This window comes from Falsiroseomonas selenitidurans, from assembly GCF_012103215.1.
Lineage (GTDB): Bacteria > Pseudomonadota > Alphaproteobacteria > Acetobacterales > Acetobacteraceae > Falsiroseomonas > Falsiroseomonas selenitidurans.
The window spans coordinates 80900-107221 of record NZ_JAAVNE010000014.1 but is presented as its reverse complement, the minus strand read 5'-3'; the positions used below and the strand labels follow the sequence as shown (position 1 = coordinate 107221).

Below are 26322 nucleotides of genomic sequence, written 5' to 3'. Positions count from 1 at the left end.
CGGGCATGAAGCCGCCGCGCATCGCGGTGGTGATCGCCCATGCCGGGCGCGGCATGGCCGGGCCGCTGCGTGACGTGAAGCTCGCCGCGGCGCTGCGGGCGCTGGGCGCGACGGTCTGCCTGTTCCGCCTGCAGCCGGACCCGGGCACCGAACGGCTGGTGCTGGAGGGCGACGTGCCCGCGGTGCTCTGCGGCGCCGACAACCCGGCCGAGATCCCGCACCGGCAGGTGGCGGCGGCGCTGCGGGCGGAGGTCGCCGCCTTCGCGCCGGAGGTGCTGCTGTGCAAGGGCCTCGGCTACCGGGTGAATGCCGACCTGCTGGCGGCCCTGCCGGCCGCCACCCGCCTGGTGCTGGCGATCGGCGGCGGGGTGACGGACCCCGTGGTGGCGCGGGCGGAGGCGGTGCTGGCGGAATATGCCGAACAGGGCGCCCGGCACTTCCCCGCCCTGGCCGAAGCCGGGCGGGTGCTGGTGCTGCCGAAGCACCTGGACCTCGCCCGCCTGGGTCCCGGCATCCCGGTGGCGGCGGAGGAGGCCGCCTTCGACATCGCCAATGTCGGCAATTTCGTCGAGCCGCGGAAGAACCAGGCGGCGCTGCTCGGCCTGGCGGCGCGGCACCGCGTGGTGTGCATCGGCGACGGCCCGCTGCTGGCCGGGCTGCGCGCCGCGGCGCCCGCCGGCGCGCGCCTGACACTGCCGGGGCGGCTGCCCCATCCGCAGGTCTTCGCGCATCTCCGCCGCAGCCGGATCATGGTCCATCCGGCGACGGCGGAGGGCCTGCCGCGCGCGATGGTGGAGGCGATGGGCTGCGGCCTGCCGGTGCTGGCAGCGCGGGAGGTCATCCTCGGCGGCATCCCGCCGGAAGCCGGGCTGCTGGTGCCGATGGCGGCGCTGGAGGACGCGGCGGAGGCCCTGCTGGCCGACGATGCGCGGCGCCTGGCGATGGGCCGCGCCGCCCGCGCCCATGCAGAGGCCACCCACGGCCCGGCCGGGCTGGCGGCCTGCGCCGCGGCGCTGCTGCGCCTGCTGGCGGCTTGACCCACCGTTCCGCCCGGCGAACCCTGCCGGCCGGAGGACAACGCCCCATGACCGAGACCCGACCCGAGTCGCAGCCGCCCAGCGCGGTGGCGGCCGCCCTGCTGCCCGGCTTCCGCCACACCCGCATCACCACCTCCGGCACCGAGATCCTGGCCGCCATCGGCGGGTCCGGCCCGCCGCTGCTGCTGATCCACGGCAACCCGCTGACGCATGTGAGCTGGCACCGCGTGGCGCCACAGCTGGCCGAGCGCTTCACCGTCGTTGCCATCGACCTGCGCGGCTATGGCGACAGCGGCAAGCCGGAGGGCGGCGAGGACCACGCCGCCTATTCCTTCCGCGCCATGGCGCTGGACGGGGTGGAGGTAATGCAGGCGCTGGGCTTCGCCCGCTTCGGCGTCGCCGGCCATGACCGCGGCGCACGCGTCGCCTTCCGCATGGCGCTGGACCATCCGGAGAAGGTCACCGCGCTGGCCTCGTTGGACATCGTGCCGACCTACCACCTGCTGTCCAACATCACGCTGGGCTGGGGGCTGGAGAGCTACCACTGGTTCTTCATGGCGCAGAAGGCGCCCTTCCCGGAGCGGCTGCTCTGTGCCGACCTCGACTATTACATCAACTACAAGCTGAACAAGAAAGGCGTCGGGCTTTCGATCTTCTCGCCCGAGGCCTTCTCCGAATACGCGCGCTGCACCACGCCGGCGCAGATCCATGCGGTGTGCGAAGACTACCGCGCCACCGTCTCCCTCGATCTGGCGATGGACCGGGAGGATTTTGGCCGCAAGCGCATCGCCTGCCCGGTGCTGGCGCTGTGGGGCAGCAACAGCCATGTCGGCCGGCACCTGGCGGTGATGGAGGCCTGGGCCCCCTGGGCGCCGGATCTGCGCGGCTGGGCGATCCCGACCGGCCACTACCCCTCCGAACAGCGCCCCGACCTGGTGCTGGAGGCCTTCCTGCCCTTCTTCAGCGGCGACGAGCCGAAGCCCTACGCGGCAGGCTGAGCGGCGGCCGGCCGGGCGGGCTTCAGCCCGCCCGTTCGCGCACCCGGGTCTGCGCCAGATCCCAGGGCAGCTGGAAGAAGATCTCGTCCCAGCCCCAGAACTGCCGCAGCGAGGTGCGCAGCGCGTTCGGCGGCAGCACCGGGCGGCGGCCGTCGCGCGCCGTCACGGCCAGCACCGGCGCCAGCAGGTCGCGCCAGAAATCAGCAGACAGCCAGGCATCCACCACGCTGGCGTGCAGCCCCGGCCGCAGCGCGGCGCGGCTAGGGGCGATGCGCATCGGCGGCGTGCCGAGGAAGACGCCCTCCTTGCCGAAGAAGCGCGCCTCCGCCACGACCGAGGAGGAGACGCCGAGCACGCGGCGGATGCCCGGCTGCGCCAGCAGCACATAGACATTCTCCCGCGTCTCCCGGATCCGGGAAAGGCGCAGGCCGACATGGTGCAGGCCGAAGCCGTCGGCATTGTAGGGGTGCGGCTTGTACAGCACCGTCGCCTCCGGCCCGATCGCGCCATGCAGCGCGGCGCCGAAATGCGACAGGTCCAGCAACCGGCCGTCGCGGATCAGCGCGCGGTCCACTTGCGTCTGGCCGACCAGCAGCACCGCCTCCTCCACCGGGCGGCGCGGCGGCATCTTGACCGCGGTCGCCGCCAACAGGTCCGCCCAGGGCTCGAAATCCGCATCCTCGGCATGGTGCGGCAGCAGACGGGCCAGGATTTCCGGATGGTCCGTGGCGATGGCGAACAGCACGTCCGGGCCGAAGCGATAGGGGTGGATGTTCACATCCACCCAGGGCACGCCGACCAGTGTCAACAGCCGCTTCTGCAACTCCGTCAGCTCGAACCCCACCACCGCGGCGCATTCCCGGAACGGCGCGGCCAGGGCGGCGGCGGCGTCGCGCGGCAGATCAAGGGCATCGAACAGGCCGATCCAGCCCTCGATATCCGGCTGCGCGCCGGCGGCGGCATAGAAGGCCGGCGTGTCGAAGCCCTGCACATCCCCGCCCGGCGGCGCCAGCCCCGGCTCGTCCCAGAGCAGCGCCTCCACCGGCAGGCCGCTGGCCGCGGTGAGCGGCCGGCGCACCAGCCGGTGGAACCACTGGATGTTGCCGTTCTGCGAGGGCTTGAAGACCTTGTCCTGCGGCCGCAGCAGGTCGCCGGTGACGAGGATGCGTCGCGCCATCCTCAGGCCGCGCGCTCGATCCGTACCCAGCCGAGCCCGAGCCCGAGCTGGCGCGTGTCGCGCAGCGGACCGGTGGCGGGGTCGGCGTAGCGCGCGCCCTGCAGCAGCAGCGCGACGCGGGAGCCCGCCGGCAGCGGCCCCAGGATGGCGGTGCCGCGGCAGACGGAAACCGGGCCGTCGCGGGACAGCACCTCCAGCTCCAGCTTCATGCCGTCGAGGAAGACATCCTGCTCGCCGAGGTCCAGTTCCACGCCGAAGGGCGCGCGCAGCGCCAGGGTGACGGCAAGCTGGCCGCCGCCCAGGCCCGGCAGCTGCACCGTGGCGCAACGCCCGGCACCCGACCAGCGCAGCGCGCCGGCATCGGTCGGCTCCGCCGGATACCAGCCGAAGCCGATGAAATCCTCGGACGCCACATCGGCCGCGAAGGGCCCGGATTCGGGCTGCGGCGCCGGGCCGGCGGCGGCATCCTGCCGCGCGGCGGGGATGAAGGGCAGCGGATCGATCCGCAGCCGCTCGGCGCGCGACAGCGCCTCCGCCTGCTGCAACTGCGCCATCGCCTGTACCTCGGCGGAGAGACGGGCGATCTCCTCCACCAGGTATTCGCCGAACAGCCGGCTATCGGCATCGAGCCGCGCCAGGAAGGGGCCGGCGGCTTCCCGCATCCGGGCGGCCTGCGCGTGCTGCAGCCCGGCCTCGGCCAGCGTGGCGGCCAGGCGGTCGGGAGAGAGGTCGAGCAAGGGGTGATGGCCGTGCGACAGGACAAGCCTCCTCCTGAAGGCGCAACAGAATTAGCCGAGGCCGCGGGGCCAGGCGAGAGGCGGGATCAGAGTTCCGCCACCTCCGACACGCCCGGCAGCACCTTCATCGCCTGCATCAGCCGGGGCGAGACGTTGAACCGGCCGGGCAGGATGATCTCCACCTCCTGCCCCGGGCCGGTGATGGGCACCAGTCGCACCTCGCCGCGGCCGCCGCCTTCGCGCGCCAGCACCTGGCGGATGTGGTCCACCGCCGCGGTCTGGTCCAGCCATAGCCGGATGCCCTGGCCGATGCCCTGCGCCACCTTGTCCAGCGCCTCCACCTCCTGCGCCGTCAGGCGCACGGTGTCGCCATCCAGCCGCACCTCCGTGGTCACCAGCAGCGCGGTGCCTTCCGCCAGCAGGCCGTCGGCGCGGGCCAGGGTCTCGCTGAAGAAGGTGACCTCGAAGCTGCCCTCGGCGTCGGAGAAGCGGACCCAGGCCATCTTGTTGCCCGACTTGGTGCGGCCGGATTTCACCGCCACCACCGTGCCGGCCAGCTTCATCCGCCCCGCCCCGGCGCGGGCGCGTTCCTCGATGCGGGCGGAGGAGACCGCCTGGAGCTTGGCCAGCGCGCTCCTGTAGGTGTCCAGCGGATGCGCCGAGAGGTGGAAGCCCACCGCCTCCGCCTCGAAGGACAGCTTCTCGAGTTCCGGCCAGTCCTGCACCTCCGGCAGGCGCAGCGGCGGCGGGGCGGTCTCGGCGCCGAACATGTCGCGCGTCGGGTTGGCGCGGCGCTCCGCGGCTTCCTGCGCCGCGCGCAGCACCTGCTCCACCCCCTGCACCATGCGGGCGCGGTTGCCCTCCAGGCTGTCGAAGGCGCCGGCGCGGGCCAGGTTTTCCAGCTGCATCTTGTTCAGCAGCTTCGGATCGACGCGCCCGGCGAAATCCGACAGCGAGGCGAAGGGCGCGGAGGCATCGCGCGCCGCGACCAGATCCTGCATCGCCGCCAGGCCCACGCGCTTCACCGCGGCCAGGGCGAAGCGGATGGCCGGCGTGCCGTCCTGCTTCGCCTCGATGCTGAACGCCGCGGCGCTGCGGTTGATGTCCGGCGGCAGCACGGGAATGCCGAGGCGCGACGCCTCCTGCATGTGGCCCGCCAGCTTGTCCGTGTTGCCGAGGTCGAGCGACATGGAGGCGGCGAGGAAGGCGACGGGATAATTCGCCTTCAGCCAGGCGGTCTGGTAGCTGACCAGCGCATAGGCGGCGGCGTGCGACTTGTTGAAGCCGTATTCCGCGAACTTCTCCATCAGGTCGAAGATCTCGCCGGCCTTGGCATCCGGCACGCCGTTCCTGGTGGCGCCCTCCACGAAGATCTTGCGCTGCGCCTCCATCTCGGAGCGGATCTTCTTGCCCATGGCGCGGCGCAGCAGGTCGGCGCCGCCCAGCGTGTAGCCGGCCAGCTCCTGGCTGATCTGCATGACCTGCTCCTGGTAGACCAGGATGCCGTAGGTCTCCTCCACGATCGCCGCCATCTTCGGGTGCGGCGCCGCCCAGGGCTCGCCATGCTTGCGCTGGCAATAGGCGGGGATGTTCGCCATCGGGCCCGGCCGGTACAGCGACACCGCCGCGATCAGATCCTCGAACCGGTCGGGGCGCATCATGCGCAGGCAGTCGCGCATGCCCTGGCCTTCGAACTGGAACACCCCCGCCGCATCGCCGCGCGCCAGCATGGCGTAGGTCTTGGCGTCATCCAGCGGGATGCGGTCCAGCGCGATCGTCACCCCCTGCCCGGCCAGCAGCTGTACGGCGCGCTGCAGCACCGTGAGGGTTTTCAGGCCCAGGAAGTCGAACTTCACCAGGCTCGCCTGCTCCACGTATTTCATGGAGTACTGGGTGATGAGCGAGGGGCTGCGCGGGTCGCGGTACAGCGGCACGATATCCACCAGCGGCCGCCGGCCGATCACTACGCCAGCGGCGTGGGTGGAGGCGTTGCGGTACAGCCCCTCCAGCTCCTGCGCCACTTCCAGCAGGCGGTGCACCTGTTCGTCGCCGCGCTGCATCTCCTGCAGCTTCGGCTCGCCCGCGATGGCCTGGCCCAGGGTCACCGGCTTGGCCGGGTTGAAGGGGATCAGGCTGGCGATTCGGTCCACCTGGCCATAGGGCAGGCCCATCACGCGGCCGACGTCGCGCACCGCCGCCTTGGCCTGCAGCTTGCCGAAGGTGATGATCTGCGCCACGCGATCGGCGCCGTATTCGCGCTTCACGTAGTCGATCACCTCGTCCCGCCGGTCCTGGCAGAAGTCGATGTCGAAATCCGGCATGGACACGCGCTCGGGGTTCAGGAAGCGCTCGAACAGCAGGCCCCAGCGCATCGGGTCCAGGTCGGTGATGAGCAGCGCCCAGGCGGCGACGGACCCGGCGCCGGAACCGCGCCCCGGCCCCACCGGGATGTCCTGCGCCTTCGCCCATTGGATGAAGTCGGCGACGATCAGGAAATAGCCGGAAAAGCCCATGCTCTCGATGACGGTGAGCTCATAGGCCAGGCGGTCGCGGTAGGCGGCGCGGTCGGCCTCAGCCACGCCCAGCGCGTCCAGCCTCCCCTCCAGCCCGGTGCGGGCCATCTGGGCGACGGTCTCGGCCTCCGTCATGCCGGGCATGACCTTGGGGCAGACGGGCAGTTCGGGCTTCTTCGATTCCGCCATCACGGCGCAGCGTTGCGCGATCGCCAGCGTGTTGTCGCAGGCCTCCGGCAGGTCCGCGAACAGCGCCCGCATCGCCTCCGTCGGTTTGAAGAAATGTTCGGCGGTGACGCGGCGGCGGTCCGGCTCCGCGATCACGCGGCCCTCGGCGATGCACAGCAGCGCATCATGCGCGGCATGCATCGCGGCTTCGGCGAAATACACGTCGTTGGTGGCGACGATGGGCAGGCCGGCCTCCTCGGCCAGGGCCAGCAGCCCGGCCTCCACCACCTTTTCCTGCGCCAGGCCATGGCGCTGCAATTCCACCACCAGGTCGTCCGGCCCGAAGATCTCTCGCAACTGCGCCAGCAGGCGGGAGGCCGCGTCGCGGCGGCCCTCGGCCAGCAGGCGGCCGACCGGGCCCAGCGTCCCGCCGGTCAGCAGGATCAGCCCGGCCGCATGGGCGCCCAGCGTCTCCAGCCCGATGCAGGGCAGGCCGGAGATGTCGGCGCCGAGGAACCCGGCGGAGGACAGGCGCTGCAGGTTGTCGAAGCCCGTCGCATCCCGCGCCAGGGCCACGATGGGGTCCGGCCGCTGCCGCGCCGGGTCCCGCCCCTGGTCATCCGCCGCGCGGCCGAGGAAGAACTGGCAGCCCAGGATCGGCTGGATGCCTTTGCCCGTGCAGGCCTGGGAGAATTCCAGCGCGCCGAACAGATTCCCCGAATCGGTCAGCGCCACCGCCGGCATGCCGGCGGCCCGCGCCAGAGCGGGCAGCTTCTCCGCCTTGATCGCCCCCTCGCTGAGCGAGTAGGCGGAATGGGTGTGCAGGTGGATGAAGGGGCGCATGGCCCGGTCCTACCATGCGCGGAGGGGCATGGCATGGCGGATGACGAAACCCTGCTGCGACGGGCGATTGCGCTGGCCGGGGAAGCCCGTGCGGCGGGCCAGCACCCCTTCGCCGCGCTGCTGGCCGATTCGGACGGGCGCGTGCTGATGGAGCAGGGCAACGGCTTTGCCCCGCACGGCGACGGCACCGCCCATGCCGAGCGCCTGATCGCCACCCGCGCCTGCCTGGAATTGTCGCCGGACCAACGCGCCGCCGCCACCCTGTTCACCAGCGCCGAGCCCTGCGCCATGTGCGCCGGCGCGATCTACTGGGCCGGGATCGGAAGGGTGGTGTTCGGGCTTTCAGAGCGCCGCCTGAAGGCGCTGATCGGCCCGCACCCGGAGAATCTGACCCTGGACCTGCCCTGCCGGGAGGTTTTTGCCGCCGGCCAGCGGCAGATCGCGGTGGTGGGGCCGATGCTGGAGGAGGAGGCAGAGGTGGCGCATCGGGGGGCGTGGTAGGCGCTGCCTAGCCAGCCACCACTTTCCCTTCGGACAAGGTCACCACCCGGTCCATGCGCCGCGCCAGGTCCGGATTGTGCGTGGCGATCAGCGCCGCCATCCCCTGCCCGCGCACGGCTTCCAGCAATTCGGCGAAGACGCGGTCCGAGGTGCCGACATCGAGGTTGCCGGTGGGCTCGTCCGCCAGCAGCACGCGCGGGCGGTTGGCGAGCGCGCGGGCGATGGCCACCCGCTGCTGCTCGCCACCCGAAAGCCTGCCGGGGCGATGCGCCTCCCGCCCCGCCAGGCCGAAATCGGCCAGCAGGCTGCGGGCACGGGCATCGGCGGCCGATTTCGCCACGCCGGCCGCCATCTGCGGCAGGGCGATGTTCTCCAGCGCGGAGAATTCGGGCAGCAGGTGGTGGAACTGGTAGACGAAGCCGATGCCGGTGCGGCGGATGGCGGTGCGCGCATCGTCGCCCAGCGTGCCGGCGGGCTGGCCGGCGAAGAACACCTCGCCCGCATCCGGCCGTTCCAGCAGCCCGGCCAGGTGCAGCAGGGTGGATTTGCCGGTGCCGGAGGGCGCAACCAGCGCCACGATCTCACCGGCCGCCAGGGTGAGGTCGGCGCCGGTCAGCACCTCCAGCGCGCCGGCTTCGGTCTTGAAGCGGCGCGTGACGGCGCGCAATTCGAGAGGGGCCGGGTCACTCATTGCGCAGCGCCACCACCGGATCCGTCTTCGCCGCGCGCCAGCTGGGATAGATTGTCGCCAGCAGCGACAGGCCGAGGCCCATGCCCACCACCTGCGCGACCTCCTTCGGGTCCACCACCGCCGGGAGGCGGGTCAGGAAATAGACCTCGGCGTTGAACAGCTCGGTGCCCGACAGCGACTGGATCGCCTGGCGGATGGCCTCGATGTTCAGGCAGAAGACCAGGCCGACGGTGAAGCCGATCACCGTGCCCAGCACGCCGACGGAAGCGCCGCACAGCAGGAAGACGCGCAGGATGGACCCGCGCGTGGCGCCCATGGTGCGCAGCACCGCGATGTCCCGCCCCTTGTCCTTCACCAGCATGATGAGCGAGGAGACGATGTTGAAGGCGGCGACGATGATGATCAGCGTCAGGATCAGGAACATCACGTTCCGTTCCACCTGCACCGCAGCGAAGAAGCTGGAATTCGCGTCCTGCCAGTCCAGGATGCGCACCGGCGTGCCGGACAGCGCCGCGCGGATCTCCCGCGTCACGGCGCGCACCGCGGTGGGGTCGCTGACGAAGACCTCCACCTGCGTCGCGGCATCGCCGGTCTGGAAGAACAGCTGCGCCGCCGGCATGGGCAGGAAGACGAAGCTGCTGTCGTATTCCTGCATCCCCACCTGGAACAGCGCCACCACCGTATAGGCGCGCACCCGCGGCACCGTGCCGAACACCGTGGTGCGGCCCTGCGGCGAGACCAGCGTGATGCGATCCCCCACCGTGATGCGCAGCCGCTGCGCCAGGCGCGTGCCGATGACGATGGAATCCTCGCCCTCGAAGCGGTCCAGCGAGCCGGCCTGGATGTTCTCCGCCACCAGGCCACGGGCGCGCAGATCCGCGGGCTTGATGCCGCGGGCCAGGCCGCCGGCGGCGCCGCCCTGCTCGCTGGTCAGCAGCACCTGGCCTTCGACGATGGGGGTGGCGGAGACCACGCCGGGCAGGGCGCGGATGCGGCCGGCCACCGCATCATAGTCACTGATCGGCCGTTCGATCCCATGCACGCCGAGATGGCCGTTCAGCCCGAGGATTCGACCCAGCAATTCGATGCGAAATCCGTTCATCACGGACATCACGATGATCAGCGTGGCGACGCCGAGCGCGATGCCGACGAGCGAGAAGATCGCGATGACCGAGACGAAGCGCTCGCCCTTGCGGGCGCGCAGGTAGCGGAAGGCGATGGCGCGTTCGAAGGCGTTGAACATGCTCAGCCGAGGATTTTTGCCAGAGCATCCTCGGGGGAGACTTCCATCTTTTCCCCCGTGGCACGGCGCTTGAGCTCGACCACGCCATTCGCAGCGCCACGGGGGCCGACCACCACCTGCCAGGGATGGCCCATCAGGTCCGCATCGGCGAATTTCGGGCCGGCGCGCTCGGCGCGGTCGTCATACAGCGCCTCGGGGATCGCGGCGTACATCCGCTCGCTCAGCGCGTCGCAGGCGGCGTCACCCTGCTTCAGGTTGATCACCACCGCCTTGAAGGGCGCGACGGCGTCCGGCCATTTGATGCCGGCCTCGTCGTGGTTCGCCTCGATGGTGGCGCCGACCAGGCGGGAGACGCCGATGCCGTAGCTGCCCATCTCCGGCACCACCGGCTTGCCATCGGCGCCCTGCACCGACAGGCCCATGGTCGCGGAGTATTTGGTGCCGAAATAGAAGATGTGGCCGACCTCGATGCCGCGCGCGGAGACCCGCTTGGCTTCCGGCACCTGTTCCCAGGCGGCGGGGTCGTGCATTTCCTCGGTGGCGGCGTAGTGGCTGGTCCAGGCATCCACCGCCGGGGCCAGGTCGGCTTGGTAGTCCGGCGCGCCTTCCAGCGCGTTCATGTCGAGCAGATCCTGGCTGACGAAGACCTGGGACTCGCCGGTCTCGGCCAGGATGATGAATTCATGGGACAGGTTTCCGCCGATCGGGCCGGTGTCGGCGCGCATCGGCACCGCCTTCAGCCCCATCCGGGCGAAGGTGCGGAGATAGGCCAGGAACATCTGGCGGTAGCTGTGCTGGGCGCCTTCCTTGGTGACGTCGAAGGAATAGGCGTCCTTCATCAGGAATTCGCGCCCGCGCATCACGCCGAAGCGGGGCCGCACCTCGTCCCGGAACTTCCACTGGATATGGTAGAGATTCCGGGGAAGATCGCGGTAGCTCTTCGCGAAGCCGCGGAAGATGTCGGTGACCATCTCCTCATTGGTCGGGCCGAACAGCATCTCCCGGTCGTGCCGGTCGCGCAGGCGCAGCATCTCCGGCCCATAGGCGTCGTAGCGGCCGGACTGGCGCCACAGCTCGGCAGACTGGATGGTCGGCATCAGGATTTCCTGCGCGCCGGCGCGGTCCTGCTCCTCCCGCACGATCTGCTCGATCTTCTGCAGCACGCGCCAGCCGAGCGGCAGCCAGGCATAGATGCCGGCGGAGGTCTGCCGCACCAGCCCGGCGCGGAGCATGAGGCGGTGCGAGGCGATGGTCGCCTCGGCCGGGGTTTCCTTCAGGGTCGGCAGGAACGCACGGGAGAGGCGCAAGACGCGGCTCCTCAAAGGGATAGGGTGAGGGAACCTAGTGCCCGGCCGGCGCCGACGCCAGGGATGGCGTGGCGGCATTCTCCCGCCCGCGGCGGGCCGGTGGCGCGGCGCGCGATCTGCGCCCTGGGGCGGGTGCTGCACCGCAGCAACAAAACTGCGCAGACCCCGCCATTCGGGCAAGGAAAGAGCGAAAATTCGCCCCGCCCATTAAGAAAACGCTTGCAAGACCGTGCCGAGCGGTTAAAAAAGAAGGGCCGCACCCGCAAGGGTACGGCCCAAGTTTAGGGAGGAAACGCCAGTCACACGGCAGAAAGAGGATCAACCTCTCTCTGGAACCTAGATTGGCCTCGGCACCCAAGGCGGCACAACAGCAAACGCCGCTGCCGGAAGCCAAAAAACAGGCTTCCAAAACTGATGTGGCTGTTTTTAGGGCGGCACCCGCGGGGAGGCGGGTTTGCCGCCCTAATTTTGTGCAGGCGAAGCGGAGAGCCCCGGCAAGGGCGCCGCGCTGCCCGGGCCGGTATAGGCCCACCAGCCATCCCGGAAGCTGATCCAGCCGCTCTCCACCACCCCCCAGACCCCAAGCCAGAGAATCGCCGCCAGCACCGTGGTGCCGATCAGCTTGCGGCCGAGCAGCGGCTTCTCCGGCGCGCCGCGCCAGCCGCCATCCTCCACCGCCGCATCCACCGGCCGCGTGCCGATGGGCAGCACGATGAACAGCGCCGTCCACCAGATCAGCAGGTAGACCACCGCGCCCGCAAACCAGCCCATCGCCGAACCCCTTCCCGCCCGCTGCCTCAGACCCGCATCAGATGCACCTCGACCGCAGGCCGCTTGCGCAGGCGGCGGCCGACGGCCTTGCGGACGGCGGTGCGCGCGGCTTCCCGCAGCAGCCCATCCTCCCGCTTCAGATTGCCTGGCAGGTCACCCACGGCGCGGGCCAGGTCGGCGGCGATCTGCCCCGATTCCTCGCCCGTCTCCTCGAACAGCCCCGGCGCCGAGATCTGCGGCTTGCCGAGGACCCGGCCATTGCCGTCCACCACGAAGCTGGCAACGATGACGCCGTTCATCAGCATCTTCTTGCGCGCCGCCAGCACGTCGCCGTCCAGGCGCAGCAATCGGTCGCCGTCGATCGCAAGCCGCCCCACCGGCACGCTTTCCAGCACATCCGGCTTGCCGGGCGACAGCTTCAGCACGTCGCCATCCTCGATCACATAGGCCACGGCCCCCAGCGTCTCCGCCAGGTTCGCGTGCTCGTTCATGTGGCGCCATTCGCCATGCACCGGCACGGCGTATTTCGGCCGCACCAGCTGGTACAGCCGCTTCAGCTCGTCCCGCGCCGGGTGGCCGGAGACATGGACCATGTGGTCATCCGCCGTCATCACCCGCACGCCGGCCCGGCTGAGCTCGTCCTGCACGCGCAGGATCGCCCGCTCATTCCCCGGGATCATGCGGGAGGAGTAGATCACCGTGTCCCCCTCGCCGAGCGAGATATGCGGGTGGGTGTCGGCGGCGATCTTGGTCAGCGCGCTGCGCGGTTCGCCCTGGCTGCCGGTGCAGATCACCAGCAGCCGGTCATCCGGCACGTCCTCCGCCTCATCCTCGCTCAGGAAGGGCGCGATGCCGCGCAGATAGCCGCATTCACGCGCCGAGGCATCAGCGTTGCGCAGGCTGCGGCCGAACAGCGCCACCTGCCGCCCCGCCCCCTTTGCGGCCAGCGCGATGGATTCGATGCGCGCCAGGTTGGTGGAGAAGCAGGACACCGCGACGCGGCCCTTCAGCCCCTTGATCAGGGCGGCCATGTTGCGCCGCACCTCCGCCTCGCTGCCCGAATGGCCCTCCACCATGGCATTGGTGCTGTCACAGACCATGGCCAGCACGCCCTCGTCGCCCAGGCGGCCGAAGGCGGCTTCATCCGTCGGCGGGCCGATCAGCGGGTTGGGGTCCAGCTTCCAGTCGCCGGTGTGCAGGATGGTGCCATGCCGGGTGCGGATGGCCAGCGCCTGGGGCTCGGGGATCGAGTGCGCAACCCGGAGGAATTCCAGGTCGAAGGGCGGCAGCTTCCAGCGCCCGCCCAGCGGCTGGACGATGATTTCCGCCTGCTGCGCCAGCCCGGCCTCGCCCAGCTTGCGTCGCAGGACGGAGGCGGTGAAGGGGCTGGCATGGATGGGGCAACGCAGCTTCGGCCACAGATGCGCGACGGCGCCCACATGGTCCTCATGCGCATGGGTGATCACGAGGGCCACGAGCTTGTCGCGGCGTTCGGCCAGCCAGGTGGGGTCGGGGACCATCACCTCGACCTCCGGATGCTCCGATCCGCCGAAGCCGAGGCCGCAATCCACCGCGAGCAGCGCCCCATCGCAGCGGTAGACGTTGAGGTTGAGTCCGATTTCCCCCGTCCCGCCGAGCGGGATGAAGGCGAGGTCACCAGTCATTGATCTTGTTTCCAGTCGTTCTACAGCGTGAATCGTCTCGGGGTGCCGCGCGCGTCCCGCTGTAACCAACGCCCCGTCGCCAAGCCAGGCGCCAGGGGCGGAGAGGTCAGGGGTCGTCGCGCCGCACGGTCCGGGTGAAGATGGGGGCTGGGTTGCGCAGCGCCAACAGGCGCAGCCCATCCAAGGTTGTATCCTGATCGGTCGTTTCGATCACCGTGGTGCCTTCCGCGAACAGCGGCGCCAGCCCGCCCGTCGCGATCACCTTCAGCTTGCGGGCGGCCCGTTCATCCTGTTCGGCGCGGATGCGGGCGACGATGCCCTCGATCAACCCGACATAGCCCCAATAGATGCCGGACTGCATGGCCGCAACAGTATTGCGCCCGACCACCGATTGCGGCCGACCGATGCCGATGCGCGGCAGCCGGGCCGCGGCGCGGTGCAGCGCCTCGATCGACAGATTGATGCCCGGCGCGATGACGCCGCCCAGATAGGCGCCGTCCAGGCCCACCACATCGAAGGTGGTGGCCGTGCCGAAATCGATCACGATCAACGGCCCGCCATAGGATTGATGCGCCGCCAGCGCGTTCAGCAGGCGGTCGGCGCCCACCTCATGCGGCGCGTCCACCCGGATCTCGAAACCCCAATCGAGGCTGGCGCGGGCGACCAGCGGCTCACAGTCGAACCATTCGCGGGACAGGCGGCGCAGATTATAGAGCGCGGCCGGCACCACCGTGCCGATCACGCTGCGGGTGATGTCGGAGGGGCGCAGGCCGGAATGCTGCAGCAGCGCCAGCAGCCACACCGCGTATTCGTCCGAGGTGCGTTCCGCATCCGTGCGGATGCGCCAGCGGCCCCGCCATTCGGTGCCGTCATGCACCGCGAAGACCACGTTCGTGTTACCCGCATCCACCGCCAGCAGCATGGGCTTTCAATCCGCCTCCCGATCCGCGACTTCGCCGGTCGCGACGGCCAGCACGCGCCCTTCCCGGGCCAGCAGCAGGCAGCCATCCTCGGCCAGCCCCGCATAGCGCCCGCTGGTGCCGCCGCGCAGCGCCAGCGGCGCATCCGGCGCCGGGCCGCGCGCCATCCAGGCGGCGCGGACCACGCCGAAGCCTTCTGCGCGCCAGGCGGCACGGAAGCGCTCCAGTTCCTCCAGCATCGCCACCGCCACCTGTTCCGGCGGCACCGCGCCGAGCCCGGCGGTCGGCCGGTCCGCCAGCGCCGGCGGGGCGGCCAGATTGGCGCCGATGCCCATGATGAACCAGTCCAGCCGGCCATCCGCGGCGGTTGCACCCTCGCACAGCACCCCGGCCAGCTTGGCGCCGCCCAGCAGCACGTCGTTCGGCCATTTCACCCGGATCGCGGCGGGGTCACCCGCGAAGCGCGCCAGCCCCTCCGCCATCACCACCGCGGCCAGTAGCGCCCATTGCCCGGATTCGCGCGCCGGCCCGCCGGGGCGCAGCAGCAGGGAAAGATAGAGGTTTCCCGCGGGGCTTTCCCAGGCACGGCCATCCCGCCCCCGCCCGCCGGTCTGCCGGCGTGCCATGATGGCCAGCCCTTCCGGCTCTCCGGCGACGGCCAGGCGCTGCAGCAGGTCGGAGGTCGAGGGCAGGCTTTCGTGGATGCGCAGGCGCCACCCCGGCGGTGGCGCAGCGGCTCCGGTCACGAGGTCATCCGAGCAGGGCGGCCACGGCGGCCTGGGCGGCGGCGATGATCGGCGCCGGGAACAGGAAGAACAGCACCGTCAGCAGGCCTGTGGCAGACATCACCACCGTCAGCCCGGCCGGCCGTGCATCCAGCGGCGCGGTGCCGGCATCGAAATACATCACCTTGATGATGCGCAGGTAGTAGTAGGTGGCGACGACGCTGGTGCCGATGCCGACCGCGGCCAGCACCCAGTAGCCGCCCTGCACGGCCGCCAGGAAGACGTAGAGCTTGCCGAAGAACCCGGCGAGCGGCGGGATGCCGGCCATGGAGAACATGAACACCGCCATCCACATCGCCATGGCCGGGTCCGTGCGGCCGATGCCGGCCAAATCGTCCACCTGTTCCAGCGCGCGGCCGTTGCGGCGCATCGCCACCAGCACGGCGAAGGTGCCGACGGAGGTGACCATGTAGATCGCCATGTACACCAGCACGCCGCGCAGCCCGCTGTCGCTGGCCACCGCCAGCCCCATCAGCGCGTAGCCGACATGGCCGATGGAGGAATAGGCCATCAGCCGCTTGATGTTGCGCTGGCCGATGGCGGCGAAGGCGCCGAGCAGCATGGAGCCCACCGAGGCCACCCAGATCACCTGCTGCCACTGCGCCGCCACATCGGCAAAGGGCCCGGCCAGCACGCGCATCAGCAGCGCGATGGCCGCCACCTTCGGCGCCGTGGCGAAGAAGGCCGTCACCGGGGTCGGCGCGCCCTCATACACGTCGGGCGTCCACATGTGGAACGGCACGGCGGAGATCTTGAAGCAGAGCCCGGCCAGCACGAACACCAGGCCGACGATCAGCCCGACGCCGGCCGGCACATCGCCCGACAGCGCATCCGCGATGCGGTCGAAATTGGTGGTGCCGGCGAAACCATAGACCAGGGAGGCGCCGTACAGCAGCAGGCCGGAGGCCAGGGCGCCCAGCACGAAATACTTCAAGCCGGCTTCAGCGCTGCGCGGGTTGTCGCGGTCGAAGGCCGCGATGACATAGAGCGAGAGGGACAGCAGTTCGAGCCCGATATACAGCGACATCAGGTCGTTGGCCGAGACCATGACCATCATGCCGAGCGTCGCGAACAGCATCAGCACGGCGTATTCGAAGCGGCCGATGCCGGCCTTCTCGTTGAAGTCCAGCGCCAGCACCAGGCCGAGCGCGGCGCCGAGCAGGATCAGAACCTTGGCGAAGCGGCTGAAGGCGTCCGACACATATTGCCCGGCGAAGGCCGTGCCTTCCCCCTGCCCCAGCACCAGCACCGCGGTCAGCACGAAGGCGCCGATGACGGCCATGGAGACGGGGAAGAAGGTCTCCTTCTTCGGCATCACGCCGCCGGCCAGCGCCAGCAACCCGGCGAGGGCGAGGAGGATTTCCGGGGTCGCGAGGGTCCAGTTCATCGGGCTCACATCCCAGCCAGTCGCGCGGCGCCGAGGGCGGCTTCATGGCGCGCAATCAGCGCGGCCACCGTCGCCTCGAAGAAGTTGAGGAAGGAGGACGGGTAGATGCCCATCCAGAGGGTCAGCAGGATCAGCGGCGCAAAGGTGGCGTATTCGCGCGGGCTGAGATCGAGCAGCGCCTTCAGGTCCTGCCGCACGATCTTGCCGAAGATGACCCGGCGGTAGAGGTACAGCGCATAGGCCGCGCCGAGGATCATGCCCATGGCGGCCCCCAGCGCCACCCAGGGGTTGACCTTGAAGGCACCGACGATCACCAGCAGCTCGCCCGGGAAGCCCGCCAGGCCCGGTAGGGCGACGGAGGCCATGGTGAACACCATGAACACCAGCGCATAGGCCGGCATCACCTTCGCCACCCCGCCATAGCGCGCGATCTCCCGCGAATGGACGCGGTCGTAGAGCACGCCGACGCAGAGGAACAGCGCGCCGGAGACGACGCCATGGCTCAGCATGGTGAACAGCGCGCCCGACAGGCCCTGTGCCGTGAAGGTGAAGATGCCGAGCGTGACGATGCCCATATGCGCGATGGAGGAATAGGCGATCAGCTTCTTCATGTCCTCCTGCGCCAGGGCCACGAGCGAGGTGTAGACCACGGCGATGACGGACAGCGCGAAGATCAGCGGCGCGAAATCCGCGGAGGCTTCGGGCAGCAGCGGCAGGGAGAAGCGCAGGAAGCCATAGGCGCCCATCTTCAGCAGCACGCCGGCCAGGATGACGGAGCCCGCGGTCGGTGCCTCCACATGCGCATCCGGCAGCCAGGTGTGCACCGGCCACATCGGCACCTTCACGGCGAAGGAGGCGAAGAAGGCCAGGAACAGCCAGAACTGCATGGAGGGCGGGAAGGCGGTTTCCATCAGCGTCGGGATGTCGGTGGTGCCGGCGTGATACCAGACGGCCAGGATCGCCAGCAGCATCAGCAGGCTGCCCGCCAGCGTGTAGAGGAAGAACTTCAGCGCCGCGTACACCCGCCGCGCGCCGCCCCAGATGCCGATGATGAGGAACATCGGGATCAGCACGGCTTCGAAGAAGATGTAGAACAGCACGAAGTCCAGCGCCGCGAACATGCCGATCATCATGGCTTCGAGCACGAGGAAGGCGACCATGTATTCGCGCACCCGCGTGGTCACGCTTTCCCAGGAGGCCAGGATGCAGAGCGGCGTCAGGATGGTGGACAGCAGGATGAACAGCACGGAGATGCCGTCCACGCCCATGTGGTAGCCGACGCCGAATTCCGGCAGCCACTCCGCCTGCTCGACGAACTGGAAATCCGCGGTGGTCTGGTCGAAGCCCACCCAGAGCAGCAGCGACAGCGCGAGCGTGACCAGGCTGGCCCAGAGCGCCGTCCAGCGCGCGTTGCGGGCGACCACCGCCTCCTCGCCCCGCACCGTCATGATGATCAGGGCGCCCAGCAGCGGCAGGAAGGTGACGAGGCTGAGCAGGGGAAAGCCGGCGGCGTTCATCGGGGCATCCCCACCAGGAGCAGGCTCACGAACAGGACCAATCCGATGATCATGGTGAAGGCGTAGCTGGCCACGCGGCCGGATTGCAGGCGCACCGCGCCATCGGCGACATCCACCGCCAGGGCGGCGACGCCGTTCGGCATACCGTCGATCAGCCGGGCATCGCCGGTTTTCCACAGCGCATCGGCGATGCGCATCGCCGGGCGGACGAAGATGGCGTCGTACAGCTCGTCGAAATACCACTTGTTCAGCAGGAAGCGGTGCACCGCCGGGAAGGCGCCGGCCAGCTTGCCCGGCAGCGCGGGGACGAACATGTACATCAGGTAGGCCAGCGCGATGCCGGCCAAGCCCACCACCGTCGGCGCCAGCGGCACCCAGTCCGGCACATGGTGCGCGTGTTCCAGGATCTGGTTGTGCGCGGCGGTGAAGATGGCGCCGTTCCAGAAATGCGCCTGGTGGTGGCCGACGAAGAACTCGTAGAAGCTGAAGCCCGTCACCACCGCGCCGCCCGAGAGCACCAGCAGCGGCACCGCCATGGTCCAGGGGCTTTCGTGCACATGCTCCATCGTGTGGTGGTCGGCCCGCGGCGCGCCGTGGAAGGTCAGGATGATCAGGCGCCAGGAATAGAAGGCGGTGAGGAAGGCGGCCAGCAGGCCCATGGCGAAGGCGTAGGTCCCTGCCCCGCTATGCGCCGCATAGGCCACCTCCAGCACCATGTCCTTGGAGTAGTAGCCGGCGAAGAAGGGCACGCCGGCCAGCGCCAGGGAGCCGACCCACATCATCACATAGGTGAGCGGGATCTTCTTCCAGATGCCGCCCATGCGGCGGATGTCCTGTTCGTCCGACATCGCGTGGATCACGGAACCGGCGCCCAGGAACAGCAGCGCCTTGAAGAAGGCGTGGGTGAACAGGTGGAACATCGCCGCCTGGTAGGCGCCCACCCCCACCGCGAAGAACATGTAGCCGAGCTGCGAGCAGGTGGAATAGGCGATGATCCGCTTGATGTCGTTCTGCACGCAGCCGATCGTCGCGGCGAAGATGGCGGTGGAGGCGCCGACGATGGTGATCAGCGCGAGCACGTTCGGCGCGTATTCCAGCACCGGCGACATGCGCACCATCAGGAAGACGCCGGCGGTCACCATCGTCGCCGCATGGATCAGCGCGGAGACCGGCGTCGGCCCTTCCATCGCGTCCGGCAGCCAGGTGTGCAGGCCGAGCTGCGCCGATTTGCCGCAGGCGCCGAGGAACAGCAGCAGCGCGATCACCTCGAGCGAGGGCAGGCCGAGGAAGGTGGCGTCCCGCACCCGGTCCACCGCGGCGAAGATCGTGTCGAACTCCACCGACTGGAAGGTCCAGAAGGTCAGCGCCAGGCCGAGCATGAAGAACAGGTCGCCGACGCGGTTGACGATGAAGGCCTTCATCGCCGCACGGTTGGCGCTTTCGCGCTCATACCAGTAGCCGATCAGCAGGTAGCTCGCGAGGCCCACGCCTTCCCAGCCGAAGAACAGCTGCACCAGGTTGTCCGCGGTCACCAGCATCAGCATCATGAAGGTGAACAGCGACAGATAGGCGAAGAAGCGCGGGATGGTCGCGTCATGCGACATGTAGCCCACGGAATACAGGTGGATGAGCGTGGAGATGAAGGTGACCATGGCCACCATCACCACGCTCAGCGTGTCGTAGCGCAGCGCCCAGGAAACCTCGAAGCCGCCGACATCGATGAAGGTGAAGATGGGCTGCACCAGCGGCTGGCTGCCAAGCGCCACCTGCGCGAAGGCCCCGATGCCGCAGACGGCCGCCAGCGCCATGCAGGCGACGGTGACCCATTGCGCGGCCCGGTCGCCGATCCAGCGGCCGAGGAAGCCCGCGATGCTCGCGCCGAGGAGCGGGAAGAAGATGGCGCCGACATACATGGGCTCAGCCCTTCAGGGTGGACACGTCGTCCACCTCGATCGTGCCGCGGTTGCGGTAGTGGATGACGACGATGGCGAGCCCGATGGCGGCTTCCGCGGCCGCGACGGTCAGGATCAGCATGGCGAAGATCTGGCCGGTGAGGTCGTTGAGCCGGGCCGAGAAGGCGACCAGGTTCAAATTCACCGACAGCAGGATCAGCTCCACCGACATCAGGATGACGATGATGTTCTTCCGGTTCAGGAAGATGCCGAGGATGCCCAGCACGAAGAGGACGGCGCCCACCGTCAGGTAGTGCGCAAGGCCGATGGCCAGCATCAGTGGTGCCCCCCGCCATGATGTTCCACCTGCTTCGGCGCCGGCGGCGGGTCCACCGGCGGACGCTCGATGCCGATCTCGGCAAGGCCGGCGCCGCTGCGCACCTGGCGCAGGTTGACACTGCCCAGGCGGTTCACCTGCTTCGAGATGTCCTGCCGCTTCGAGGTGGCGCGGCCGCGCAGCGTCAGCACGATGGCGCCGATCATGGCGACCAGCAGGATCAGCCCGGCCAGCTGGAACAGCCAGACATGGTCCGTGTAGAGGATGCGCCCGATGGCGCGCGTGTTGTCGACGCCGATCGGCATCGGGTTCACCCGCAGCGCCCCGGCCTCCTCGGCGAAGGTCCAGCTGCCGAAGACCAGCACCAGTTCCAGGAACAGGATGGCGCCCACCGCGCCGCCCACCGGCGCGTATTTCTGGAAGCCTTCCCGCACGGCGGAGAAGTCCACGTCCAGCATCATCACGACGAAGAGGAACAGCACGGCGACGGCGCCGACATAGACGATGACCAGGATCATCGCCAGGAACTCGGCACCGGCCAGCAGGAACAGCGCCGCGGCGTTGAAGAAGGCCAGGATCAGGAACAGCACGGAGTGCACGGGATTGCGGCTGGTCACCACCATGACCGCGCTGGCGATCAGCACGGCGGCGAACAGGTAGAAGGCGATGGCGGCGATCATGGACCGGCCCTTCAGCGATACGGCGCGTCGAGGGTGAGGCGCTGGGCCAGGATGGCTTCCCACCTGTCCCCGTTATCCAGCAGCCGGTTCTTGTCGTAGATCAGTTCCGACCGCGTCTCGGTGGCGAATTCCAGGTTCGGCCCCTCGACGATCGCATCCACCGGGCAGGCTTCCTCGCATAGGCCGCAATAGATGCACTTCGTCATGTCGATGTCGTAGCGCGTGGTGCGACGGGACCCGTCCTCGCGCGGCTCGGCCTCGATGGTGATGGCCTGGGCGGGGCAGATCGCCTCGCACAGCTTGCAGGCGATGCAGCGTTCCTCGCCATTCGGGTAGCGGCGCAGCGCGTGCTCCCCCTTGAAGCGCGGCGAGAGCGGCGCCTTCTCATGCGGGTAGTTGATGGTCGCCTTCGGGCTGAAGAACTGCTTCAGCGTCAGCCACATGCCCCCGGCGAGTTCCGCCATCAGCAGGCTGCGCGCCATCCGGTCCAGACTTGCCATGGCTCACACTCCTCCCGGCAGCCAGCCGAAGATCTTCAGCGCCGCAGCGGTGATCACCAGCCACACCAGGCTGAACGGCAGGAACACCTTCCAGCCCAGCCGCATGAGCTGGTCGTAGCGGTAGCGCGGGAAGGTGGCGCGCACCCAGACGAAGACGAACAGGCAGAAGCAGATCTTCAGCACGAACCATAGCGGCCCGAGCGCCGGCAGCAGCCCGAAGGGCCCGTACCAGCCGCCGAGGAACAGGATGGTGATGAGCGCGCTCATCAGGATCATGTTCGCGTATTCGCCGAGGAAGAACAGCGCGAAGGACATCGAGCTGTATTCGACGAAGAAGCCCGCCACCAGCTCGGACTCGCCTTCCGGCAGGTCGAAGGGCGCGCGGTTGGTCTCGGCCAGGGCGCTGATGAACATGATGATGAACATCGGGAAGAGCGGGATGATGAACCACATCCCCTCCTGCGCCCGCACGATCTCGGACAGGTTCAGCGAGCCGACGCAGAGCAGCACGGTGACGATGACGAAGCCCATGGAGACCTCGTAGCTCACCATCTGCGCCGCCGACCGCAGCGCGCCGAGGAAGGCGTATTTCGAGTTCGACGCCCAGCCGGCGATGATGATCCCATAGACGCCGAGCGAGGAGATCGCGAACAGGTACAGGATGCCGACATTGATGTCGGCGATCGCCCAGCCATCATTCACCGGGATCACCGCCCAGGCCAGCATGGCCAGGGTGAAGGTGATCATCGGCGCCATGATGAACAGCGCGCGCGACGCGCCGGAAGGAATGATGGTCTCCTTCATCAGCATCTTCAGCGCATCCGCGAAGGGCTGCAGCATGCCGAAGGGACCGACCACGTTGGGGCCCTTGCGCATCTGCATGGCGCCCAGGATCTTGCGCTCCGCCCAGGTCAGGTAGGCGACGCCGATCAGCAGCGGCACCAGCAGCGCCATCGCCTGCGCGACGGTCAGCGCCAGCACGCCGACGGGGGTTGCAAGGAAGGCATCCATCCCGGACTACTCCGCCGCCGCCACGGCAACGGCCGTGTCGAAACTCGCCTCGCCATAGGTCGTCGCGCATTGCGCCATCACGGCGCTGGCGCGGGAGATCACATCGGCCTGGTGGTAGTTGGCCAGGTTCGGCGCGAAGGGTGCATCCGACAGGGCGGCGGGATCGCCGGCCGGCCCGGCCGCATCCGCCGCGAAGCCGCGTACCAGGCCCTCGGCCAGCGGCATCGCCGCGCGCAGCTGCGCCAGGCTGTCGAAGGGCAGCGTCGCCCCCAGCGCCTCGCTTGCCGCACGGATGATCCGCCAATCCTCCCGCGCCTCGCCCGGCGGGTAGATGGCCAGGTGGCTGCGCTGCACGCGGCCCTCGGTGTTCACCCAGGTGCCGTCCTTCTCGGTATAGGCGGCGCCGGGCAGGATCACGTCGGCGCGCGACGCGCCGCGGTCGCCATGATGGCCCTGGTAGATGACGAAGGTCTCGGGCGGCATCGCCGCCGGGTCGATCCCATCCGCCCCCAGCAGCCACAGCACATCCACCCCGCCGCCGAGCATCGCGCCGAGGTCCTTGGCCCCCTCGCCCGGCAGGAAGCCGAGCGCCAGCGCGCCGACCTGGCCGCCGAACAGGTGCAGCAGGTTGAAGCCGTGCCAATCGGGCCGCAGCGCATCGGCGCCGGCCGCGATCTGCCAGGCGGCAGCAAGCACCGCGGCGCCATCCGGCCGCGCCAGCGCGCCGCGGCCCAGCAGCACCATCGGCTTCTTCGCGGCGCGGAACGCCTCGGTGAACCAATGCGTGCCGTCCAGCAGGGTGCGCAGCGTCGCCGGCCCCTCGCCGAGATGCTGGTGCGGATAGGTCAGATCCACGCCTGCCGGCCCGATGCGCCCGACCGGGAAGCGCCCGGCGGTCCAGCGCTTGCGGATCCGCGCATTGATCACCGGCGCCTCATGGCGCGGGTTGGACCCGATGATGAGCAGCGCGTCGGCCTCGTCGATGCCGCCGATGGTGGTGTTGAAGCGGTAGAAATCCGGCCGCGAGGCGTCGATCGCCGCGCCATCCTGGCGGCAGTCGAGATTGGCCGAACCCAGCCGCGCCATCAGCGCCTTCAGCGCGAACAGGCTTTCGGCTTCCACCAGATCGCCGGCCACGGCGCCGATGCGATCGCCGGGCAGTCCCTTCAGCCGGGCGGCGATGGCGGCAAAGGCTTCGCCCCAGCTCACCGGCTTCAGCTTGCCGTCGACCCGCAGCCAGGGACGGTCAAGCCGGCGGCGCTTCAGGCCGTCGAAGGAGAAGCGGCCACGATCGGCCATCCACTCCTCGTTCACCTCCTCATTGATGCGCGGCAGGATGCGCAGCACCTCCGGCCCCCGCGTGTCGATGCGGATGTTGGTGCCGGTGGCGTCCTGGACGTCGATGCCCTCGGTCTTGCGCAGCTCCCAGGGGCGGGAGACGAAGGCGTAGGGCCGGCTGGTCAGCGCGCCCACCGGGCAGATGTCGATCAAATTGCCGGACAGCTCGCTGGTCAGCGCCTTCTCGACATAGGTGCCGATTTCCATATTCTCGCCGCGGTTGGTCGCACCGAGTTCCGGCACGCCGGCGACCTCGGCCGCGAAGCGGACGCAGCGCGTGCACTGGATGCAGCGCGTCATGATCGTCTTGATCAGCGGGCCGACATACTTGTCCTTCACCGACCGCTTGGCCTCGCGGTAGCGGCTGTGGTCCATGCCGTAGCCCACGGCCTGGTCCTGCAGGTCGCACTCGCCGCCCTGGTCGCAGATCGGGCAGTCCAGCGGGTGGTTGATCAGCAGGAATTCCATGACGCCCCTACGTGCGTTCCGCACGATGGGACTATCCGTCTTCACCACCATGCCGTCCGCCACCGGATAGGCGCAGGAGGCGACGGGCTTCGGCGCCTTCTCCACTTCCACCAGGCACATGCGGCAATTGCCGGCCACGCTCAGCCGCTCATGGTAGCAGAAGCGCGGAATTTCCTTGCCCGCGGCCTCGCAGGCCTGCAGCACCGTGGCGCCGTTCGGGACCTCGACCTCGATCCCGTCAACCGTGACCTTTGCCATCACGCCACCTTCCTGTAGGCCGCGAACAGCGCCTCGACGGCCACGCCATCGATCGTCATGCCCACCAGCCCGGAACCCGTCACCTGCACGCCCGAAAGGTCGCAGGCCTTGAACTGCGCGCCGGCCAGCGTCGCGCCCTCGAACACGGTGCCGCCGAGGTTGCTGCCCTCGATGCGGCTGCCGGTCATCGTCGTGCCCTTCACCAGGCTGCCGGCGGCATTGCAGCCGGCGATGGTGATCGGGCCGGCCTTGCCGGTGATCTCCGCCATCACTCGGCCGCCATCGGCAGCGCGGCCGGGGCCGCGTGGCGCGCCTTGTAGTCCGCGATGCGCGCTTCCATCACCGGGCGGTAGTGGCGGATCAGCCCCTGCACCGGCCAGACGCCGCCATCGGCCAGCGCGCAGATGGTGTGGCCCTCGATGCGCTTGGTCACATCCTCCAGCACGTCGATCTCGGCGATCTCGGCGCGGCCTTCCACCATGCGGTCCATCATGCGGCTGACCCAGCCCATGCCCTCGCGGCACGGCGTGCACTGGCCGCAGCTCTCATGCTTGTAGAAGCGCGACAGGCGGGCGATGGCGCGGACGATGTCGGTGGACTTGTCCATGACGATGACGCCCGCCGTGCCGAGGCCCGATTTGTGCTCGCGCAGCGCATCGAAGTCCATCAGCACGTCGTCGCAGATGTGTTTCGGGAGTAGCGGCGTCGACGAACCACCGGGAATCACGCACATCAGGTTGTCCCAGCCGCCGCGCACGCCACCCGCATGGCGCTCGATGAGCTCCCGCATCGGGATGCTCATTTCCTCCTCCACATTGCAGGGCTTGTTCACATGGCCCTGGATGCAGAAGATCTTCGTGCCGGAATTCTTCGGCCGGCCGAAGCCGGCGAACCACGCCGCGCCGCGACGCAGGATGGTCGGCACCACGGCGATGGTCTCGACATTGTTCACCGTGGTCGGGCAGCCATAGAGGCCAACGGCGGCGGGGAATGGCGGCTTCAGCCGCGGCATGCCCTTCTTGCCCTCCAGGCTCTCGATCAGCGCCGTCTCTTCGCCGCAGATGTACGCTCCCGCGCCGCGATGCACATACAGGTCGAAATCCCAGCCCGAGCCGGCGGCGTTCCTGCCGAGCAACCCGGCCGCATAGGCCTCGTCGATCGCCGCATCCAGCACGCGGCTCTCATTGTAGTATTCGCCGCGAATGTAGATGTAGCCCGCATGCGCGCCCATCGCGAAGCCGGCGATCAGGCAGCCCTCGATCAGCGTGTGCGGATCGTGGCGGATGATGTCGCGGTCCTTGCAGGTGCCGGGCTCGGATTCGTCGGCGTTCACCACCAGGTAGTGCGGCCGCTCGCTCGCCTGCTTCGGCATGAAGGACCACTTCATGCCGGTGGGGAAGCCGGCGCCGCCGCGGCCACGCAGGCCGGAGGATTTCATCTCCTCGATGATCCAGTCACGGCCCTTGCCCAGGATGCCGCCCGTGCCGTCCCAGTTGCCGCGCTTCTGCGCCGCCGCCAGGCGCCAGTCCTGCAACCCGTAGAGGTTGGTGAAGATGCGGTCCTTGTCGGAGAGTGCCAT

At 69.3% G+C, this 26322-nt stretch carries 23 protein-coding genes; 3 read left to right on the top strand and 20 right to left on the bottom strand.

Annotated features, from left to right (window positions below; all coding sequences use genetic code 11):
* The first annotated feature begins 5 nt into the window (after nucleotides 1-5).
* Nucleotides 6-1037 carry a glycosyltransferase gene (locus HEQ75_RS10930; protein WP_168030260.1) on the top strand — a complete coding sequence of 344 codons (1032 nt, stop codon included), beginning with the start codon at nucleotides 6-8 and terminating at the stop codon, nucleotides 1035-1037.
* Between the two features lie 47 nt (nucleotides 1038-1084).
* On the top strand, nucleotides 1085-2035 hold the full coding sequence (locus tag HEQ75_RS10925; RefSeq protein ID WP_168030256.1) for an alpha/beta fold hydrolase: 951 nt from the start codon (nucleotides 1085-1087) through the stop codon (nucleotides 2033-2035).
* Between the two features lie 22 nt (nucleotides 2036-2057).
* On the opposite strand, the gene HEQ75_RS10920 is transcribed toward HEQ75_RS10925, so the two are convergent.
* From HEQ75_RS10920 to dnaE, 3 genes are all read right to left on the bottom strand, one after another.
* Nucleotides 2058-3212, bottom strand: coding sequence for a hypothetical protein (locus tag HEQ75_RS10920; protein ID WP_168030254.1), 1155 nt, complete (start codon nucleotides 3210-3212; stop codon nucleotides 2058-2060).
* Between the two features lie 2 nt (nucleotides 3213-3214).
* Entirely contained in the window at nucleotides 3215-3949 is a 735-nt protein-coding gene (locus HEQ75_RS10915; RefSeq protein WP_168030251.1) for a hypothetical protein, read from the bottom strand.
* Between the two features lie 86 nt (nucleotides 3950-4035).
* Nucleotides 4036-7473 (bottom strand): DNA polymerase III subunit alpha, encoded by a 3438-nt coding sequence (gene dnaE / locus HEQ75_RS10910; protein WP_168030248.1) that lies wholly within the window; start codon nucleotides 7471-7473, stop codon nucleotides 4036-4038.
* Nucleotides 7474-7506: 33 nt separating this feature from the next.
* Between dnaE and HEQ75_RS10905 the strand changes: the two genes are divergently transcribed.
* Nucleotides 7507-7974: a nucleoside deaminase gene (locus HEQ75_RS10905; RefSeq protein WP_168030245.1), complete on the top strand. Its 468-nt coding sequence runs from the start codon at nucleotides 7507-7509 to the stop codon at nucleotides 7972-7974.
* A gap of 7 nt (nucleotides 7975-7981) precedes the next feature.
* Here the strand turns inward: HEQ75_RS10905 and HEQ75_RS10900 are convergent, their stop codons facing one another.
* From HEQ75_RS10900 to nuoF, 17 genes are all read right to left on the bottom strand, one after another.
* Entirely contained in the window at nucleotides 7982-8665 is a 684-nt protein-coding gene (locus tag HEQ75_RS10900; protein WP_168030243.1) for an ABC transporter ATP-binding protein, read from the bottom strand.
* Entirely contained in the window at nucleotides 8658-9908 is a 1251-nt protein-coding gene (locus tag HEQ75_RS10895; RefSeq protein ID WP_168030240.1) for a lipoprotein-releasing ABC transporter permease subunit, read from the bottom strand. The genes HEQ75_RS10900 and HEQ75_RS10895 overlap by 8 nt, the downstream gene beginning before the upstream one ends.
* Before the next feature lie 2 nt (nucleotides 9909-9910).
* A complete protein-coding gene (gene proS, locus HEQ75_RS10890; protein ID WP_168030238.1) occupies nucleotides 9911-11215 on the bottom strand; it encodes a proline--tRNA ligase in 1305 nt (434 codons plus the stop codon).
* A gap of 462 nt (nucleotides 11216-11677) precedes the next feature.
* Nucleotides 11678-11986, bottom strand: coding sequence for a DUF1467 family protein (locus HEQ75_RS10885; protein WP_168030235.1), 309 nt, complete (start codon nucleotides 11984-11986; stop codon nucleotides 11678-11680).
* 26 nt (nucleotides 11987-12012) lie between these two features.
* Nucleotides 12013-13650 (bottom strand): ribonuclease J, encoded by a 1638-nt coding sequence (locus HEQ75_RS10880; protein WP_168030233.1) that lies wholly within the window; start codon nucleotides 13648-13650, stop codon nucleotides 12013-12015.
* Between the two features lie 106 nt (nucleotides 13651-13756).
* Nucleotides 13757-14572: a type III pantothenate kinase gene (locus HEQ75_RS10875; protein WP_168030231.1), complete on the bottom strand. Its 816-nt coding sequence runs from the start codon at nucleotides 14570-14572 to the stop codon at nucleotides 13757-13759.
* A gap of 6 nt (nucleotides 14573-14578) precedes the next feature.
* A complete protein-coding gene (locus tag HEQ75_RS10870) occupies nucleotides 14579-15316 on the bottom strand; it encodes a biotin--[acetyl-CoA-carboxylase] ligase (protein WP_168030228.1) in 738 nt (245 codons plus the stop codon).
* Nucleotides 15317-15320: 4 nt separating this feature from the next.
* Nucleotides 15321-16742: an NADH-quinone oxidoreductase subunit NuoN gene (gene nuoN, locus HEQ75_RS10865; protein ID WP_168030226.1), complete on the bottom strand. Its 1422-nt coding sequence runs from the start codon at nucleotides 16740-16742 to the stop codon at nucleotides 15321-15323.
* 5 nt (nucleotides 16743-16747) lie between these two features.
* Nucleotides 16748-18259, bottom strand: a complete 1512-nt coding sequence (locus HEQ75_RS10860; protein WP_168030223.1) for an NADH-quinone oxidoreductase subunit M — start codon at nucleotides 18257-18259, stop codon at nucleotides 16748-16750.
* Nucleotides 18256-20172, bottom strand: a complete 1917-nt coding sequence (gene nuoL / locus HEQ75_RS10855; protein WP_168030221.1) for an NADH-quinone oxidoreductase subunit L — start codon at nucleotides 20170-20172, stop codon at nucleotides 18256-18258. Before nuoL ends, HEQ75_RS10860 begins: the two co-directional genes overlap by 4 nt.
* Nucleotides 20173-20176: 4 nt before the next feature.
* Nucleotides 20177-20488 (bottom strand): NADH-quinone oxidoreductase subunit NuoK, encoded by a 312-nt coding sequence (nuoK, locus tag HEQ75_RS10850; RefSeq protein ID WP_209318486.1) that lies wholly within the window; start codon nucleotides 20486-20488, stop codon nucleotides 20177-20179.
* Nucleotides 20488-21168 (bottom strand): NADH-quinone oxidoreductase subunit J, encoded by a 681-nt coding sequence (locus HEQ75_RS10845; RefSeq protein ID WP_168030218.1) that lies wholly within the window; start codon nucleotides 21166-21168, stop codon nucleotides 20488-20490. Before HEQ75_RS10845 ends, nuoK begins: the two co-directional genes overlap by 1 nt.
* An 11-nt stretch (nucleotides 21169-21179) precedes the next feature.
* Complete coding sequence (nuoI, locus tag HEQ75_RS10840; RefSeq protein WP_168030215.1) at nucleotides 21180-21668, bottom strand: NADH-quinone oxidoreductase subunit NuoI; 489 nt, start codon at nucleotides 21666-21668, stop codon at nucleotides 21180-21182.
* Between the two features lie 3 nt (nucleotides 21669-21671).
* Nucleotides 21672-22679, bottom strand: coding sequence for an NADH-quinone oxidoreductase subunit NuoH (gene nuoH, locus HEQ75_RS10835; RefSeq protein WP_168030212.1), 1008 nt, complete (start codon nucleotides 22677-22679; stop codon nucleotides 21672-21674).
* Nucleotides 22680-22685: 6 nt separating this feature from the next.
* Nucleotides 22686-24743 carry an NADH-quinone oxidoreductase subunit NuoG gene (gene nuoG / locus HEQ75_RS10830; RefSeq protein ID WP_168030209.1) on the bottom strand — a complete coding sequence of 686 codons (2058 nt, stop codon included), beginning with the start codon at nucleotides 24741-24743 and terminating at the stop codon, nucleotides 22686-22688.
* A complete protein-coding gene (locus tag HEQ75_RS10825) occupies nucleotides 24743-25012 on the bottom strand; it encodes a pentapeptide repeat-containing protein (RefSeq protein WP_168030207.1) in 270 nt (89 codons plus the stop codon). Before HEQ75_RS10825 ends, nuoG begins: the two co-directional genes overlap by 1 nt.
* Complete coding sequence (gene nuoF, locus HEQ75_RS10820) at nucleotides 25012-26322, bottom strand: NADH-quinone oxidoreductase subunit NuoF (RefSeq protein WP_168030205.1); 1311 nt, start codon at nucleotides 26320-26322, stop codon at nucleotides 25012-25014. Before nuoF ends, HEQ75_RS10825 begins: the two co-directional genes overlap by 1 nt.

Coding starts and splice junctions, on each gene's coding strand:
- HEQ75_RS10930 (WP_168030260.1), top strand. CDS start 6: ATGAAGCCGCCGCGCATCGCGGTGGTGATCGCCCATGCCGGGCGCGGC.
- HEQ75_RS10925 (WP_168030256.1), top strand. CDS start 1,085: ATGACCGAGACCCGACCCGAGTCGCAGCCGCCCAGCGCGGTGGCGGCC.
- HEQ75_RS10920 (WP_168030254.1), bottom strand. CDS start 3,212: ATGGCGCGACGCATCCTCGTCACCGGCGACCTGCTGCGGCCGCAGGAC.
- dnaE (WP_168030248.1), bottom strand. CDS start 7,473: ATGCGCCCCTTCATCCACCTGCACACCCATTCCGCCTACTCGCTCAGC.
- HEQ75_RS10905 (WP_168030245.1), top strand. CDS start 7,507: ATGGCGGATGACGAAACCCTGCTGCGACGGGCGATTGCGCTGGCCGGG.
- HEQ75_RS10900 (WP_168030243.1), bottom strand. CDS start 8,665: ATGAGTGACCCGGCCCCTCTCGAATTGCGCGCCGTCACGCGCCGCTTC.
- HEQ75_RS10895 (WP_168030240.1), bottom strand. CDS start 9,908: ATGTTCAACGCCTTCGAACGCGCCATCGCCTTCCGCTACCTGCGCGCC.
- HEQ75_RS10885 (WP_168030235.1), bottom strand. CDS start 11,986: ATGGGCTGGTTTGCGGGCGCGGTGGTCTACCTGCTGATCTGGTGGACG.
- HEQ75_RS10880 (WP_168030233.1), bottom strand. CDS start 13,650: ATGACTGGTGACCTCGCCTTCATCCCGCTCGGCGGGACGGGGGAAATC.
- HEQ75_RS10875 (WP_168030231.1), bottom strand. CDS start 14,572: ATGCTGCTGGCGGTGGATGCGGGTAACACGAACGTGGTCTTCGCGGTG.
- nuoN (WP_168030226.1), bottom strand. CDS start 16,742: ATGAACTGGACCCTCGCGACCCCGGAAATCCTCCTCGCCCTCGCCGGG.
- HEQ75_RS10860 (WP_168030223.1), bottom strand. CDS start 18,259: ATGAACGCCGCCGGCTTTCCCCTGCTCAGCCTCGTCACCTTCCTGCCG.
- nuoL (WP_168030221.1), bottom strand. CDS start 20,172: ATGTATGTCGGCGCCATCTTCTTCCCGCTCCTCGGCGCGAGCATCGCG.
- nuoK (WP_209318486.1), bottom strand. CDS start 20,488: ATGCTGGCCATCGGCCTTGCGCACTACCTGACGGTGGGCGCCGTCCTC.
- HEQ75_RS10845 (WP_168030218.1), bottom strand. CDS start 21,168: ATGATCGCCGCCATCGCCTTCTACCTGTTCGCCGCCGTGCTGATCGCC.
- nuoI (WP_168030215.1), bottom strand. CDS start 21,668: ATGGCAAGTCTGGACCGGATGGCGCGCAGCCTGCTGATGGCGGAACTC.
- nuoH (WP_168030212.1), bottom strand. CDS start 22,679: ATGGATGCCTTCCTTGCAACCCCCGTCGGCGTGCTGGCGCTGACCGTC.
- nuoG (WP_168030209.1), bottom strand. CDS start 24,743: ATGGCAAAGGTCACGGTTGACGGGATCGAGGTCGAGGTCCCGAACGGC.
- HEQ75_RS10825 (WP_168030207.1), bottom strand. CDS start 25,012: ATGGCGGAGATCACCGGCAAGGCCGGCCCGATCACCATCGCCGGCTGC.
- nuoF (WP_168030205.1), bottom strand. CDS start 26,322: ATGGCACTCTCCGACAAGGACCGCATCTTCACCAACCTCTACGGGTTG.